This is a genomic window from Pseudanabaena sp. PCC 6802 (assembly GCF_000332175.1).
In the GTDB taxonomy this organism is placed as follows: Bacteria; Cyanobacteriota; Cyanobacteriia; order Pseudanabaenales; family Pseudanabaenaceae; genus PCC-6802.
This window is the reverse complement of record NZ_KB235914.1, coordinates 593,469-609,219: the sequence shown is the minus strand read 5'-3', so window position 1 is coordinate 609,219 and position 15,751 is coordinate 593,469. Positions and strand designations below refer to the sequence as shown.

The following is a 15,751-nucleotide window of genomic DNA, read 5'->3' as shown; positions in this document are numbered from 1 at the left end:
GAACCCAGGAGAAATCACATGTTAGACCTTACACCCACTGAATTGGAGCGCTATCGCCGCCAAATTATGCTTCCCGGTTTCGGCGAGATCGCACAGCAGCAGTTAAAGTCGGCGACTGTTCTGGTTACGGGCGTGGGAGGATTGGGCGGTACGGCGGCGCTCTATCTTGCTGTGGCTGGGGTCGGACGCTTGATTCTCGTGCGCGGTGGCGACTTGAGATTGGACGATATGAATCGCCAAATTCTCATGACTGACGATTGGGTCGGTCAACCAAGGGTCTACAAAGCCCGAGAGACTCTATTAAGCATCAATCCAGACATCCAGGTGGAAGCGATCGCCGAATATGTCACGCCAGAGAATGCAGATGCACTAGTTGCATCTGCCGATCTTGCCCTCGACTGCGCCCACAACTTTATAGAGCGCGATCTGCTCAACGCTGCGTGCGTGAAGGCAGGCAAGCCCGCGATCGAAGCTGCGATGAATGGTATGGAGGCGTATCTCACGACCATCGTACCTGGCAAGACTCCTTGCCTATCCTGCCTTTTCCCCGAAAAACCCGATTGGGATCGGCGTGGCTTCGGCGTTCTGGGTGCAGTCTCCGGCGCGTTAGCTTGCCTAACTGCCCTGGAAGCAATCAAGCTGATTACCGGCTTGGGCAAGCCACTGTTCTCGCAGTTGCTCACTATGGACTTGGGCAGTGCGGACTTTGCCAAACGCCACTCCTACCACGATCCTGATTGCCCTGTTTGCGGCAGGATCTCCAGGGAGCTGCGCGTGGGGTTGCGAGACGTTAGAGGTAGCGTGAAGCAAATTGCTGTAAGGCAAAACTCACCTAAAACGGCAGGAGTGGTTTAGATAAGTTACTGCGATCGCCCCGCATATGCTCGGACATCACCGAGTCATCCATGCAAATCTATCTTAATCCCAAAATCTATCCATTTATTCAGGAGGTTCTATGACCCTAACATTAACCGAAGTAGCAGAATTCAGACTGCGTAAGTTTCTCCAGGGTTCTGCCAAAACTGCAGATCCATCACAGCGAGGTATCCGCGTTTCAGTAACCGATGGCGGCTGTAGTGGCTATCAATATGCCTTAGATGTTACCAGTACGCCTAAGCCAGAAGACCTGCTAGTGGAACAGGGCAAATTGCGAATCTACGTCGATGCCAAAAGCGCACCGCTTCTAGAGGGAGTAGTAATAGACTACGTTGAAGGGCTAACGCAGAGTGGGTTTAAGTTTTCTAACCCTAACGCGACTGAATCCTGTGGTTGCGGGCAATCCTTCAAAGCAGGAGACTGCACGCCTGAAGCAGTTAAGTGCAGCTAAACCAACGGAAAGATCTAACCGATGTATCTAAGCGAGACAGTAAGTCAACCCTAATAATTATCGATCTTGGAGGGAAGAACCATGGCTACTTACCAGGTGCAGCTAATCAATAAGAAGAGAGGACTCGATATTACGATTCCAGTCGATGAGGATACAACCATCCTCAAGGCGGCGGAAGAGCAAGATATCGAATTACCTTCTTCCTGTCAATCCGGTTCCTGTTCTAGCTGTGTTGCCAAAGTGGTTGAGGGAGAAATCGATCAATCCGAGCAGGTCTTTCTGGACGACGAGCAGATCGCAAAGGGATTCGTCCTCCTGTGCGTCTCCTACCCTCGCTCCAATTGCGTCATCCGCACCCATCAAGAAGCCTACTTAGTCTAAAGTTTGTCAGCGAACTGTAACTGCAAAATCGATCTTTAAGATCGTGGAGATAATCCTTATGTTTGCCAAAGCCTTTACTGTTTCCGGTTCTTCTTTGCAACTTCTCCACCCTGGAGAAGAAGGTATCGTCAACAAAGTTAGAAGTAACGACGATCGCGTCGTGCAAAAGTTAGAGGCGATGGGAATTGCGCCAGGAACTTCCATCACTCTGGAAAAACGATATCCTGCCTTCACGGTTAAGGCAGGACAGAAAAGCTTGGTACTTGAGGAACAGCTAGCGCGCGCTATTTACGTTCGCGTTTTTGACAGCCACCCCATTTCTCCCTCATGAGTTTTAGGGCACTCAATCTATGGCAACCATGACATCTGATGCTTTGATAACTGCGTAGGCTTCCTTGCCCACTGCAAGTCCTAGTTTCTCAACTGAGGACTTTGTAACAATCGAGGTTACTTCCACACCTGGGGCAACTTCAATCGTGACTTCAGCATTAACGGAACCGGGAGCAATCGCTTTTACCGTTCCCTTGAGGGCGTTACGTGCGCTTAGTTGCATAATTTCAATCTCGACATGTAATTGAGAGTACGAATTAATTCTAACAGCTATTTTGGAGGAAAAAGTACCATGACACACTTAACTGGATTGACACTTGGAGGCAATGCCTGGACTCCCCAATTCGTTCAGGCAATTAATTACTCGACATGTCTCGGTTGCGGCAGATGCATGAAAGTATGCGGCCGCAATGTTTTAGCGCTCAAAGCACTCAATGAAGAGGGCGAATTCGTAGATAACGAAGAGGACGAAGAAATCGAACGCAAGGTAATGACAATTGCCAACCCGGATCTCTGCGTTGGCTGCCAAGCCTGCTCGCGCATCTGCCCTAAAAACTGTTACGCGCACAGTCCTTACGAACTCAACTAGTCAATTGAGTTTTTGATTTCACTATGAATTCCATTTTTGTTCGAGAGGAGGTTTAATTACTATGTTGAAAGCATCGGACATCATGTCCCAGGACGTAGCCACTATTCTTGGTTCGGCAACTGCGGCTCAAGCCATAAAGCTCATGCGGCTTAAGGATTTACACGCACTCATCGTGGATACTCGCAGTCCTCAAGATGCCTACGGCATTGTGACACAGGCGGATATCGTCTACAAAGTCGTTGCCTATGGTAAAGATCCTGAAAAGATGCGGGTCTACGAAATTATGACCAAACCCTGCATCGCAGTCAATCCCGACCTGGGTGTGGAATATGTAGCGCGGTTGTTTGCCAACACGGGCATCCACGTTGCCCCTGTAATTAGAGATGGATTGATTGGTATCATCTCGTTGAGCGATATCCTGAATAAAGGCGACTTCTTGGAAAATCCCAAGTCTGTCGTGCTCAAGCGCGAACTGTCCAGAGCGATCGCGGATGCCAAATCCACTTGTAATGCCAAGGGATTTACCGCCCCCGACTGCCTTGATGCCTGGCAATTAGTAGAGGAAATTCAGGCAGAGGCAGTTTACCAAGAAGGTACGATCCCGCCTGAGAAAACGGCTTTTCAGGAATACTGTGACGAACATCCAGAAATTCTGCAAGTTCGCCATCAAGTCGCAAGCAGGTGAAACTTTCTAGCAGCGACCTTCTAAAGCCTATCAGTCTCCGCTTGAGGTCGCGTGCATTACTACTGGAGTTTAGACTAAAAGGCAACAAGAAGCATCTCGCTAGATAGAAACTAGCGAGAGAGAGGATAAAAGGGAAGAAGTTGAGCTAAGCAGTTGCAGCGGAAGCTTTTTTGAGGGGCTTGGCATAGCGTTTTTTGACAGTAGGATAACGAATCCGTTGGGTTCGTTTTTTCCCAAGAGGCCAACCTGGAGACTTACCGCGAGGTTTAGGGTCAGGGGAAGGAGAGCCAATCCTGACCAAAACTAAAGCAAAAGCATTTGCAACTCGACCAGGAGACAATTTAGTCATCGGTTTCTGCCAAGGCAGAGGAGGAGTCTTGGACAAGTTCACGAGCGAGCCACAATTGCCAAGTAAGTAAAGGCATCAAGTCCGACCAAGTCTCCATCTGAGCAGGGGTAGAAAGCTGAGGGATTGTCCAATGGAGACGTTGACGCACCAAGCGATACCAATGCTCAATGGCAAATCTGCGCAGATATTTTTGCCATACCTCACTCAAGATTGGCTCGTCTTTAGCGACCCAAATCAACCACAGGGGTTTCGATTCAGGCATATCAAGACGTTCGACCAGAATGAGTGTAAAGGGATGGTCTGCGGCTTGCTTTAAGTGCAGGTTTGGCCATCGACGAATTTGCAATCGTCCCAGTTTAGGCTCTGCAATTGTGATGTCTGCTTGGGGAATAGACCAAGTGTCAGAGTCTTTGAGGCTAAATTTCTCTCCATGCTTATGGGGTCGCCCATGCCCCTCGTAATCCTTTGGGGCATGATACAGAACCCGGTTGGGGCGTAGCCTGAGCAGCTTGATACACGGGATGTCTGCTGTTTGCTGCAAAAATGGTGCGCACCCATACTCGCCATCCCCCAGGAAAAGCACAGTCCCAGGAATTTCCGCACAAACCAAGCGTAACTGACTAGCGGCTTTCTGAATCGGGTTCTCGAAACTGGTGATCCGCTCATGCCGCAACGGTAAGGCAAAACTCCCTTCTGACTCTGGAATCCAGGCAATTGTGCTGTATCCTTGCCCCACCGTAACAGGTTTGCTTCCTACTCCCGGTTGAGGTTGATGTTCGTAGGTGCGTTCTTGTAATGTCACCGCATAGGGACGCGACCAGGCTGTATGGTCGCCCGCCAATATCGTCACCTCTGCTGCCGGCATTTGCTGTATGTATTGCTTCATCAAGTCTTCACGTGGAGGATGACTATCTTGCAGTGCTTCATAGATACTCGACCACTCCCTCCGAAATAATGGGCTTAACGAAAGTTCCACAAACGATGAAACACTCCGACTCGTCAGTACCGCATCCATCAAGTCGAACAGCGCATCTCTCCCGTTCCCTATAATTTCGTACGTGTACTTGCGAAATTGCTCAAGTTTATCCAAACTAATCATGATGAAGCTGTTGATTTTATAGTCTTTTCAGCTTCCATCATCAAGCGGTCAGTCTGCAATGGCTGGCTGCTTTTTACCACTTTTTAGTCTAAACTCCAGTTACTAATCTCTTATCCCTAATATTGTCTGGCGACTCTTATCCCTAATATTGTCTGGCGACTTTCAGGCGCGGCTACACGAGCAAAGTCAGCCTTGGCGGACTTCAAGTAAAAGGGGTTAGCTAAACAGTATTTGTATAACGTGCCGATTGAGAATTGGTATAATTGCTACAATTTCATTAACTCTCGTAGGATTAAATGAATTAAATTCCTGCTTGCAAGCCCAAAGATTCCATACCAGAACATGCCACAGATAGACGACAAGTATTCTAAAAGCAAGGTTTTAGAACGGGATTGGGAAGCTTATTACAATGCTGTTGTAGGTCGCCCGCCCAGAGAAACGCTTTTAGCAGCACTGGCAAGATTCGATGCTGAAGCAAGCGAAGTCAATTCTCGATTTGCAGTCGATCTCGGTTGCGGTGAAGGTCGCGACACTGTGGAGCTACTGCGGCGCGGTTGGCACGTTCTGGCAATCGACGGGCAAGCAGAAGCGATCGCGCGGCTGCGGCTGCGTCCGGACATCGATCCCATCCACTTAGAGAAACAGTTTGCATCTCAAGTAATTCGCTTTGAAGATGCGAACTTACCAACATCTGTCGATCTAGTCAATGCCAGCTTCTCTTTACCATTCTGCCCTCCCGATCGCTTTCCTAGCCTGTGGGCAAGAATTGTAATATCGCTCAAAACCGGAGGTCGATTCTGCGGACAGATACTTGGAGACAGGGATTCTTGGGCAACTTATACTTCTACAAATCATCACAGCCGTAAGGAGGTAGAAGAATTGTTACGGTCATTCGCGATCGAAATGTTGGAAGAAGAGGAACATCTGGGTAAAACTGCCATAGGTGAGGAGAAGTACTGGCATATTTTTCACATCGTTGCTCGTAAACGCTAGGTAAACCCAAGTAAAATCCAATAAATTAGGTTCCATCTTAACCTCAAACTACATCATGAATAGAAGACGAGTTTTTACTTTCATTGCCTGCATCGCTCTTACCTTCAGTCTAGTTGTCGGCACCAAGTTCTTCGAGCGACATCCAGCTATAGCGCAAGGTAATACCAGCCTGTTGGTATCCGCCGCTGCCAGCTTGCAAGATGCACTCAAAGAGATTGCACCCATCTACCAAAAGTCTCAGCCTGCGGTAGCCGTAAAATATAATTTTGGTGCTTCGGGTGCTTTGCAGCAACAGATCGAACAGGGTGCACCTGTAGATGTTTTCATCTCTGCTGCTACGAAACAAATGAGCGCTTTACAATCGAAAGGTTTAATCTTACAGGACACCAACCAGAATTTACTGGGCAACCGTCTGGCTTTGATCGTGCCGAGAAATTCTACTTTAGGGATTACAAGCGTGCGGAACTTGGCTGGCGGCAATGTCAAAAAGATTGCCGTAGGCGAACCGAGAAGCGTGCCTGTGGGGCAATATAGCGAAGAAGTTTTCAAAAAACTAGGTATTGCCGAACAGGTAAAATCGAAATTGATTCTGGGCAACACAGTTCGTAACGTTCTTGCTGCTGTGGAAAGCGGTAATGCGGATGCAGGTATTGTCTATATTACCGATGCCAAAATCTCCGATCGCGTCAGAGTAGTAGAACTAATTTCCACGAATTTACATTCTCCTATTGTCTATCCTATTGCTGTCCTTAAGAATAGCAAAAACATCCCAGTAGCTAAAAACTATGTAAAGTTCCTATCAAGTGGAACTGCCAGGAGTGTATTTGAGAAATACGGGTTCACGCTTGCTAAATCCTAGACTAGAGATATGCCTTCCGACTTCTCACCCCTGTGGATATCCTTAAAAACAGCCCTGATTGCAACTGTTTTCACTTTCTTTGTCGGCATCGGTACTGCCTACAGGATGAGATCCTATCAAGGCAAATGGAAGGCATCGCTCGAAGGGATTCTAGTCTCGCCTCTGATCCTGCCACCCACTGTAGTGGGATTCTTGCTACTGCTTTTGTTTGGCAAGAATGGTCCCTTGGGACAATTGCTAGAACGGCTTAACCTCACCATTGTTTTTACCTGGTACGCTGCCGCGATCGCAGCGGCGGTGGTTTCCTTCCCGTTAATGTATAAAACAGCGCTGGGGGCATTCGAGCAGGTAGATGCCAACTTGGAAAGGGCAGCAAGGACGTTAGGCGCATCGGAACAAAGCGTATTTTGGCGTATCACCTTTCCGCTAGCCTTACCCGGTATTCTAGCAGGAACGGTATTGGCTTTTGCCCGTAGCTTGGGCGAATTTGGTGCCACCTTAATGCTGGCAGGTAATATCCCTGGCGAAACCCAGACGATTCCCATGGCGATCTACTTTGCGGTCGAAGCAGGAGCGATGCAAGAGGCGTGGACGTGGTCGCTGATTATCCTTGGCATTTCCCTATTGGGTATCGTAACCGTGAATTTCTGGCAGCGAACTAGAAGATGGAGAAGCAAAAGGAAGAGTGCGAGGAAGAAGAAAGAGCCAGGACTTATGCAAAACAGATCCCCCAACCCCCTTAACAAGGGGGCTTTTAAGCTCCCTCCCTTAACAAGGGGGGCTTGGGGGGATCGAACTTTCAGGCTGCAAGTTAGTAAGTCCTGCGATCTCTCTACTTCTCTTTCTCTGCCCAATCCTCCCGACCTTGACAATCTGGTTCTAAGCGATCTATTTATCGATATCCAAAAGCAGATTGCCGATTTCCACCTGGATGCGCGTTTCCGCAGTAGCTATCGCCCTTTAGGGCTTCTCGGTGCCTCCGGTGCGGGTAAAAGCGTGATTCTGCGCTGCATTGCGGGGCTAGAAACTCCCGCGCAAGGACGCATCATTTTAAATGGCAGAGTATTGTTCGACTCGGAAGCGGGAATTAATATCCCTACCCGCGATCGCCGCGTGGGATTTTTGTTTCAGAACTACGCTCTCTTCCCCCACATGACCATCGTTCAGAATATTGCCTTTGGATTGCCGAAAAGTATCTCGGCGATCGCCGCCAAACAAAAAGTAGAAGAACAACTGGTGCAATTGCAGTTGCATGACCTGGGCGATCGCTACCCCCACGAACTTTCTGGCGGACAGCAGCAGCGCGTCGCCCTCGCCAGAGCTTTGGTCGGCCAGCCGGAAATATTGCTGCTAGACGAGCCATTTTCTGCGCTGGATACGCATTTACGCTATCAGTTAGAGCAACAGTTGGTGACAACTTTAGCGCGCTATCGCGGCGTTACCCTATTCGTCACCCACAACCTCGAAGAAGCTTATCGCGTTTGTGACGATCTGGTCGTACTGGATCGGGGTAGCGTCGTACAAGCAGGGGCAAAGCAAGAGATTTTCGAGCGTCCTCGCACGTTGTCTATAGCTTGTCTTACGGGCCTCAAAAACTTTTCCCGTGCCGTGGCAGTATCGTCGCACGCGATCGAGGCAGTTGATTGGGGTTGCACGCTCCAGGCGATCGAGCCAGTGCCCGGCACGATGCGCTATGTTGGCATTCGCGCCCACCAACTGATTTTCACCAACGACCCAACCCAACCCAACACATTTCCCTGCTGGTTGGCATCGACCAGCGAAACCCCGCATCGCATCACGTTATATCTAAAACTTAATTCTCCTTCCACCCACACACGGGACTATCACATCCAGGCCGAAGTATTTAAGGAAAAATGGTCAACTTTCAAAGATCGCCCTTTATCCTGGCTGGTGCAAATACACCCAGTGCGCCTGCTTTTACTAGCCGATTCAGCGCCTACTACCAGTGGCTAATGTGGTGGCTAATGAGTTGCTAGTAATATCTCCTCTACGCGCTTAGGCAACTCAATCGGATAAAAACGCTCAGCCGAAAATGCATAGTCCTCGCCGCTCTCATCAACTATACGGATAAGACCATTTAACTCAGCTTCATTATCATAGATCGCTTGGTAAACCTTACCAACCTCAAGCGAGGCTCGGTACCCCTGATTATTCAGGCATATTACAAAACTTGTGCCCCGATCTAACTTTGCTATCATAGTCAATCCAGGAAAGGTAGCTTTAACTTAAACTCTTTTTTCCCAATACCGTGAGCCTCGTACCAATGAATCTCAGCTAACCTTATTGTACCGCTAGGAAGCTGAACTTTGGCAACACCTTTTAACTTTCTCCATTTACCTCTCCCATAATATTTTTGAAGGCGCAATCGATCTCGAATACCTTTCCCTACAGCAATAGTTTCAATATCAGAAATATCACCGATGATTTCAAAGTCCACTATTCATTACCCGCATAATTTTGAGGTTTTGATACCTCCCCAATATTACAGCTCACCATCCTCTGGCTCGGGGTTGCCGAACTCGCGTTATATTAACAACAAAACAATTGTTAAACTATTGTTAAAGTTTAGCTACTACTAACTCAAAACCTATGTCGGAAACTTCGATCGCCCACAATCGCTCCGATCTCGATTTGCAAGCACGATCTAACGGGCATCAAAGTAGCCAGCCCCAGTCAGTCGCAGCTAAATCGACAGATCCATTCGTGCCAACCGACACATTCGTCCATCGACACATCGGCTCCAACCCTGAAGAAATCCAGCAAATGCTGGCATCTATGGGGTTTGACGATCTGGATGCCCTGATTGACAAAGCCGTACCGCCCTCGATTCGCCAGAAACAACCCCTAAAGCTAGGCGATCCAGGCGTTCAACGCGGTGAGCGAGAATTGCTAGAGGAATTAAAGGCGATCGCCTCAAAAAACCAGTTATGTCGCTCGTTCATCGGCATGGGCTACCACAATTGCATCACTCCGCCCGTAATTCAGCGCAACATCCTGGAAAACCCTGGTTGGTACACCCAGTACACTCCCTATCAAGCAGAAATCGCCCAGGGTCGTCTGGAAGCACTTTTAAATTTTCAAACGATGGTAATCGACCTCACGGGGTTAGAGATTGCCAATGCTTCTCTGCTGGATGAGGGTACTGCCGCTGCCGAAGCCATGACAATGGCATGGGCATTATCGGGTCATCAAACAGGCAGCCAAACTCAAAAGCATAAAGATCGAGATGCGGCGATCGCGACCAAGTTTTTTGTCTCAGAGGATTGTCACCCCCAAACAATTGCCGTAGTCCAAACTAGAGCCTTACCCCTGGGCATTGAAGTCATCGTAGGTGATCGTCAAGCCTTTGAGTTCGATCGCTCCGTCTTCGGCGCTCTTCTGCAATATCCCGCTACCGATGGCGCGATCTATGACTATAGCGATTGCATCGATCGCATTCATACCGCAGGTGGCATTGCGATCGTAGCAGCGGATCTGCTCTCCCTTACCCTCCTCAAACCCCCTGGAGAATTTGGTGCTGATATTGCTGTCGGTACTACTCAACGCTTTGGCGTGCCCCTCGGCTACGGTGGCCCGCACGCCGCCTACCTTGCCACCAGGGAAGCCTACAAGCGCCAGGTTCCAGGCCGCATCGTCGGCGTTTCCCAAGACGCGCACGGTAATCCCGCTCTCCGACTTGCTCTGCAAACCCGCGAACAACACATCCGCCGCGACAAAGCCACCAGCAACATTTGCACTGCCCAGGTGTTGCTAGCCGTAATGGCAAGCATGTACGCCGTCTATCACGGCCCCGACGGACTCAAACAGATTGCCACGCGCATTTACCAACTCACAAGCCTATTAGCCAGAGAACTAACTCAACTAGGCTACCAACTCGGTGACTCCCCATTCTTCGATACGCTCCGCATCAATAGCGATCGCGACAATGCCGCAGCAATTATGGATCGTGCCGTCGCTCGTGGCATTAACCTGCGTCTCCTGAATGCAGGTACCATTACGATCTCGCTCGATGAAACCACATCTAAACAAGACATCATCGATCTCCTTCAGATTTTCACCCCCATCCCTGACGTACGGGTTAAGCATTTGCCCGGAATGCCTGAGCTTGATGCAGAGATAGTCGAACAAATGCTTAACCCCTCCGATATCCCCGATATCCCCGATATCTCCAATATCCCCGATATCCTCAAATCCCAATCCCTAATCCGCACCACCCCCTACCTCACCCACCCCGTTTTCAACCAGCACCACTCCGAAACCGAGCTACTGAGATACATACACCGCCTCCAGGCCAAAGATCTCTCCCTCACCACGTCGATGATTCCGCTCGGCTCCTGCACGATGAAGCTGAACGCTACTAGCGAGATGTTGCCAGTCACCTGGCCGGAGTTCGGTCAGGTGCATCCCTTTGCCCCCCTGAGCCAAACCCAAGGCTATCAAATCCTGTTTCAGCAACTAGAAGCCATGCTGGCGGAAATTACCGGCTTTGATGGCGTATCCTTGCAACCCAATGCCGGGGCGCAAGGCGAGTATGCAGGGCTGCTCGTAATTCACCAGTACCATGAGGCGAAAGGCGATCGCCATCGCCACGTATGCCTGATTCCCCAGTCTGCCCACGGCACAAATCCCGCCAGTGCCGTATTGGCAGGTATGAAAGTTGTAGTAGTGGCCTGCGATCTCCAGGGCAATATCGACATTGCCGATCTAAAGGCAAAGGCAGAGGCGCACCAACACGAACTATCAGCCCTGATGGTCACCTATCCGTCCACGCATGGTGTATTTGAGGAAGCGATCGCCGAGATCTGCGATATCGTCCACTACTATGGCGGTCAGGTATATATGGATGGCGCGAACATGAACGCGCAAGTTGGTCTGTGCCGTCCTGGCGATTTTGGTGCCGATGTCTGCCACCTCAATTTGCACAAAACTTTCTGCATTCCTCACGGCGGTGGTGGTCCCGGCATGGGACCGATCGCGGTGAAATCTCACCTCGTCCCCTTTCTGCCACAGCATCCCTTTTTGTCCGCCCATAGCAATGCCGATGCCAATGGCAATAGCCAGGGGCAACACGTCACCACCGTGTCAGCCGCACCCTGGGGAAGCGCCAGTATTCTGGCTATTTCCTGGGTTTATATTGCCCTGATGGGTGGGTATGGTCTAAAGCTAGCGACCGAAGTAGCAATTCTAAATGCCAACTACATGGCTCATCGTTTGGCCCCCCATTATCCTATTCTCTACAAAGGCGCATCTGGTCTAGTTGCCCATGAATGCATCCTCGATCTGCGTCAACTGAAGCAATCCGCTGGTATTGAAGTAGACGATATTGCTAAGCGGCTGATGGACTACGGCTTCCATGCCCCCACAGTTTCATGGCCGGTGGCGGGCACGATGATGGTAGAGCCGACCGAGAGCGAGTCCAAACAGGAAATCGATCGCTTCTGCGATGCCATGATTGCCATTCGCGCCGAAATTGCCGCCATCGAATCCGGTCAAGCAGATCGGCAGGATAACTTGCTAAAAAATGCACCTCACACCGCCGAAGCCTTACTCCAGGACGAATGGACGCACCCCTACACCAGAACCTCGGCTGCCTATCCAGCAATTTGGAGTAAAGAGCATAAGTTTTGGCCCAGTGTGGGTAGGATTGATAATGCCTTCGGCGATCGCCATTTTGTTTGCTCGTGTTTACCCATAGCAGAGTACGTTAGTACATAAAACGTTTCCCCATGTTGCCATTTCAGCAGCTATGATCGATGATTAGACCACTATCCTGAGTCGTAAATTTCTACAGGTTCATTAATTCGCGTATGAATACCTCAGATAAAATCCCTCCTATGCCGGCAACTAGAACTAGGGTAGGCGGCACCAAGGCACTGGCTACCCGGGGAGGGAGAACCCCCTTTGAAAGTAAGCTGATCAATGAAGGAATGGCTACTTCCGATCAGTTTAGTCGGGCGATCGAGGAAAGCGCCAAACAGGATATTTCGATTCTTGAGGCATTAGAGCAAATTATTGGACATGAGTTAGCTCCTAAAATTACCCGCTACTTCAAAAAAATGTACTTATTCGAGCTATCCCTGCTGTATGGGATAGAGGCGATCGATCCGGAAGTAGACCAGGAGAAGTTCGATGTATCGGGGATTAGCCGTTTGATTGATAGTAGCGTTATCCCTATCAATAAATGTAAAGAGCACGAAATATTGCCGCTAATTAGGACGGACTCATCCCTGCTAGTTGGCATGGTGAATCCAGATAACATGAAAGCACTGGACGAGTTAAATAACCAGATCCTGCGATCGCAAGGGCTGGCACTACAAAAAAGGGTGATCGCTCGGCAGGACTGCCACCAGGTACTTTACGAAGACATTGTTAATCTTCAGGTTAAACAGAGCATTAATCAGGCAGAAGATATCGATCAAGAACACCTGGAGATCGACACCCAGATCTATGGTGCTGACGAGTCATTAGATGCAATTGCGGATGAAGACGACGATCTGGGTAAGGCAGTTGGGGAAAATTCTGCCCCAATTATCAAGCTAGTAGACCAAATTTTGGTGAGGGCGCTCAAAGATGGGGTTTCAGACATTCACATCGAGCCTCAAGAAAAATATTTGCGCGTTCGCTTCCGCAAAGATGGCGTGCTGCGCGAAATGGTATCCGACGAAGCGAAAAAGCTACCGCGCCAAATTATTGCTGCCGTGACATCTCGCTTTAAGATCATCGCCAACCTCGATATTGCCGAGCGGCGCAAACCACAGGACGGTAAGCTCAAGCGGAATTTTCAGGGTCGCAGAGTGGACTTTCGGGTTAATACCCTGCCCACACCCTACGGCGAAAAAATTGTACTGCGCATCCTCGACAACTCAACTACGCAACTAGGCTTAGATAAGCTGATCACCGACCCAGACAGCCTCAAGCTCATGCAAGATATGGCAAGGCGACCGTTCGGCTTGATCTTAGTTACTGGTCCGACGGGATCGGGTAAAACCACAACACTGTACTCTACTCTTGCTGAATGTAACGATCCCGGAATTAATATCAGTACGGCAGAGGATCCGATTGAGTACAGCTTGCCCGGTCTAACCCAGTGCCAGGTTATTCGCGAAAAAGGGATGGACTTCGCCAACATCCTGCGTGCCTTTTTGAGACAAGATCCCGATGTCATCCTGGTGGGAGAAACCCGCGATAAAGAAACAGCTAAGACGGCGATCGAAGCGGCACTAACGGGTCACCTGGTGCTGACCACCCTGCACACCAATGATGCTCCCAGCGCGATCGCCCGTTTAGAAGAAATGGGAATCGAACCATTCATGACCAGCACTGCTCTGATTGGTGTCTTAGCACAGCGCCTGCTGCGTCGCGTCTGTAGTGGGTGTCGCATTCCATACAACCCAAACACCGAGGAATTAGATTCCTTCGGTCTGCCTCACAGCGATCGCAGCCATACTTTCTATCGTGCCAATACGCTCAGCCGCGAAGAAATATTAGCACGTCAAAGTACCAATAAGAAAATCTGTCCTGTTTGTGGGGGGGTAGGTTACAAAGGCAGAGTCGGTGCTTATGAAATTATGCGGATGAGCGAGCGGCTCCAAAGCGCGATCAATAAGGGTGCCAGTACTGACATTATCAAAGAAATTGCCGTAGAAGAAGGCATGAAAACCTTGATGGCATACAGTTTCGATCTGGTTCGACAGGGTTATACTACGCTCGAAGAAGTCTTGCGGGTTACCTACACCGATAAAGGACGCGAGGCTGAAGAACGCGCTCGCCGAAAAAGAAGCTTGGAATGTCAGACGTGCAATGCTATTCTTCGTCCAGAAATGTTGGAGTGTCCTTACTGTACTACGCCCAGAATTGTCTAGTCTTGGCCGTACGGCATAGGTTCAACCATAATCTGGCTCTCTAGAATCTCTCCTTACACGACCATAAATGCTAACTTGACTAAATTGGATGTACCACTATGGTAATGGACTACATTATTGAGGATCTGATGGAAGAAGTCGTGGAGCGTAAAGGCTCTGACATCCATATTTCCGCAGGTCTACCTCCCTATATCCGCATCAATGGCCACTTAACACCTACAGATCGAGATCCGCTGACACCTGAGGAATGTCAACGTCTGATTTTTGCCATGCTGAATAACAACCAGCGTAAGACCTTTGAACAGAATTGGGAATTAGATTGTTCCTATGGGGTAAAGGGACTGGCCCGATTCAGGGTTAACGTCTATAAGGATAGGGGTACAGTTGCTGCCTGTTTGCGGGCACTCTCTTCCAAAATTCCTGACATGGAGGATTTAAAGCTCCCGCCAATTGTTAAGGAACTGTCGGAAAAACCACGGGGGCTTGTTTTGGTGACTGGACCAACTGGATCGGGAAAAACTACAACGCTGGCAGCCATGATCCAGACCATTAATAAGACCAGAGCCGAGCACATTCTCACCGTTGAAGATCTGATCGAGTTTGTTTACGAGTCGATCAAGAGCGTAATTCACCAACGGCAGGTCGGCGAAGATACCAAGAGCTTTGCTGCGGCATTAAGAGGCGCTCTGCGCGAAGATCCAGATGTCATTCTGGTTGGGGAGATGCGCGATTTAGAAACGATCCAGCTTGCAGTTACAGCAGCAGAAACCGGTCACTTAGTATTTGGTACGTTGCATACTAGTTCCGCTGCTCAAACCATCGACCGGATTATCGATGTATTTCCACCAGAACAGCAGGGGCAAATTCGCGTCCAGTTATCCAACTCCCTAGTAGCTGTGCTCAGTCAAACCTTAATTCCCAGAGTTAACGTGCAACCAGGGCAGTTTGGGCGGGTGATGGCGCAGGAAATTATGATTGTCACGCCAGCTATCGCCAACCTGATCCGCGAAGGTAAGACAGCACAAATGTACGGTTTTATTCAAACGGGGGGGAAAGAGTCAATGCAGACTTTAGAGTCAGTCTTGGCAGATTTATATAGAGAAGGCGAAATTTCATTTGAGTCGGCAATTTCCAAAACCTCACGCCCTGAAGAACTGCACCGCCTTGTCGGCCCCAATCCTGCACCTGTGATCCGCAAGAAGGGAACCTACGATCCCAAGCAGGAAGTCAAATCTCGTTCGATCAGCGGTTAAATG

The 15,751-nt window shown here is 49.4% G+C and carries 15 protein-coding genes and 1 pseudogene; 12 read left to right on the top strand and 4 right to left on the bottom strand.

Annotation, left to right across the window (positions count from 1 at the left end):
• Window positions 1-18 precede the first annotated feature (18 nt).
• The 4 genes from PSE6802_RS0108155 (at window position 19) to PSE6802_RS0108140 (ending at window position 2,039) form a co-directional block, all read left to right on the top strand.
• Entirely contained in the window at window positions 19-855 is an 837-nt protein-coding gene (locus tag PSE6802_RS0108155) for a HesA/MoeB/ThiF family protein (RefSeq protein ID WP_019499558.1), read from the top strand.
• 100 nt (window positions 856-955) lie between these two features.
• Window positions 956-1,327, top strand: a complete 372-nt coding sequence (locus PSE6802_RS0108150; protein ID WP_019499557.1) for a HesB/IscA family protein — start codon at window positions 956-958, stop codon at window positions 1,325-1,327.
• Between the two features lie 81 nt (window positions 1,328-1,408).
• On the top strand, window positions 1,409-1,708 hold the full coding sequence (locus tag PSE6802_RS0108145) for a 2Fe-2S iron-sulfur cluster-binding protein (protein WP_019499556.1): 300 nt from the start codon (window positions 1,409-1,411) through the stop codon (window positions 1,706-1,708).
• Between the two features lie 58 nt (window positions 1,709-1,766).
• Window positions 1,767-2,039 carry a FeoA family protein gene (locus PSE6802_RS0108140; protein ID WP_019499555.1) on the top strand — a complete coding sequence of 91 codons (273 nt, stop codon included), beginning with the start codon at window positions 1,767-1,769 and terminating at the stop codon, window positions 2,037-2,039.
• Between the two features lie 12 nt (window positions 2,040-2,051).
• Here the strand turns inward: PSE6802_RS0108140 and PSE6802_RS0108135 are convergent, their stop codons facing one another.
• A complete protein-coding gene (locus tag PSE6802_RS0108135) occupies window positions 2,052-2,261 on the bottom strand; it encodes a TOBE domain-containing protein (protein ID WP_019499554.1) in 210 nt (69 codons plus the stop codon).
• Window positions 2,262-2,330: 69 nt separating this feature from the next.
• On the opposite strand from PSE6802_RS0108135, the gene fdxB reads away from it, so the two are divergent.
• Together fdxB and PSE6802_RS0108125 are read left to right on the top strand one after the other, a co-directional pair.
• Complete coding sequence (gene fdxB / locus PSE6802_RS0108130; protein ID WP_019499553.1) at window positions 2,331-2,627, top strand: ferredoxin III, nif-specific; 297 nt, start codon at window positions 2,331-2,333, stop codon at window positions 2,625-2,627.
• A gap of 61 nt (window positions 2,628-2,688) precedes the next feature.
• Window positions 2,689-3,312: a CBS domain-containing protein gene (locus PSE6802_RS0108125; protein WP_019499552.1), complete on the top strand. Its 624-nt coding sequence runs from the start codon at window positions 2,689-2,691 to the stop codon at window positions 3,310-3,312.
• A 145-nt stretch (window positions 3,313-3,457) separates the two neighbouring features.
• On the opposite strand, the pseudogene PSE6802_RS28200 reads toward PSE6802_RS0108125, so the two are convergent.
• Window positions 3,458-4,760, bottom strand: a pseudogene (locus tag PSE6802_RS28200) (NF041680 family putative transposase).
• A gap of 342 nt (window positions 4,761-5,102) precedes the next feature.
• Here PSE6802_RS28200 and PSE6802_RS0108110 point away from each other — a divergent pair.
• Genes PSE6802_RS0108110 through modB form a run of 3 tightly spaced genes read left to right on the top strand, consistent with a single transcriptional unit; the run spans window position 5,103 to window position 8,586 of the window.
• Window positions 5,103-5,753 carry a class I SAM-dependent methyltransferase gene (locus tag PSE6802_RS0108110; protein ID WP_019499551.1) on the top strand — a complete coding sequence of 217 codons (651 nt, stop codon included), beginning with the start codon at window positions 5,103-5,105 and terminating at the stop codon, window positions 5,751-5,753.
• A gap of 55 nt (window positions 5,754-5,808) precedes the next feature.
• Window positions 5,809-6,612, top strand: a complete 804-nt coding sequence (gene modA, locus PSE6802_RS0108105; protein WP_019499550.1) for a molybdate ABC transporter substrate-binding protein — start codon at window positions 5,809-5,811, stop codon at window positions 6,610-6,612.
• A 9-nt stretch (window positions 6,613-6,621) separates the two neighbouring features.
• Window positions 6,622-8,586, top strand: a complete 1,965-nt coding sequence (modB, locus tag PSE6802_RS0108100) for a molybdate ABC transporter permease subunit (RefSeq protein ID WP_019499549.1) — start codon at window positions 6,622-6,624, stop codon at window positions 8,584-8,586.
• An 8-nt stretch (window positions 8,587-8,594) separates the two neighbouring features.
• On the opposite strand, the gene PSE6802_RS0108095 is transcribed toward modB, so the two are convergent.
• Both PSE6802_RS0108095 and PSE6802_RS0108090 read right to left on the bottom strand, forming a co-directional pair.
• Window positions 8,595-8,831, bottom strand: a complete 237-nt coding sequence (locus PSE6802_RS0108095) for a hypothetical protein (protein ID WP_019499548.1) — start codon at window positions 8,829-8,831, stop codon at window positions 8,595-8,597.
• Window positions 8,832-8,833: 2 nt separating this feature from the next.
• Window positions 8,834-9,070, bottom strand: a complete 237-nt coding sequence (locus PSE6802_RS0108090; RefSeq protein WP_019499547.1) for a hypothetical protein — start codon at window positions 9,068-9,070, stop codon at window positions 8,834-8,836.
• A 152-nt stretch (window positions 9,071-9,222) separates the two neighbouring features.
• On the opposite strand from PSE6802_RS0108090, the gene gcvP reads away from it, so the two are divergent.
• The 3 genes from gcvP to PSE6802_RS0108075 all read left to right on the top strand — a co-directional run bounded on the left by gcvP (window position 9,223) and on the right by PSE6802_RS0108075 (window position 15,748).
• Entirely contained in the window at window positions 9,223-12,348 is a 3,126-nt protein-coding gene (gcvP, locus tag PSE6802_RS0108085; protein WP_019499546.1) for an aminomethyl-transferring glycine dehydrogenase, read from the top strand.
• Between the two features lie 119 nt (window positions 12,349-12,467).
• Complete coding sequence (locus PSE6802_RS0108080) at window positions 12,468-14,495, top strand: GspE/PulE family protein (protein ID WP_026103159.1); 2,028 nt, start codon at window positions 12,468-12,470, stop codon at window positions 14,493-14,495.
• Between the two features lie 104 nt (window positions 14,496-14,599).
• Window positions 14,600-15,748 (top strand): type IV pilus twitching motility protein PilT, encoded by a 1,149-nt coding sequence (locus tag PSE6802_RS0108075; RefSeq protein WP_019499544.1) that lies wholly within the window; start codon window positions 14,600-14,602, stop codon window positions 15,746-15,748.
• Window positions 15,749-15,751: the final 3 nt, after the last annotated feature.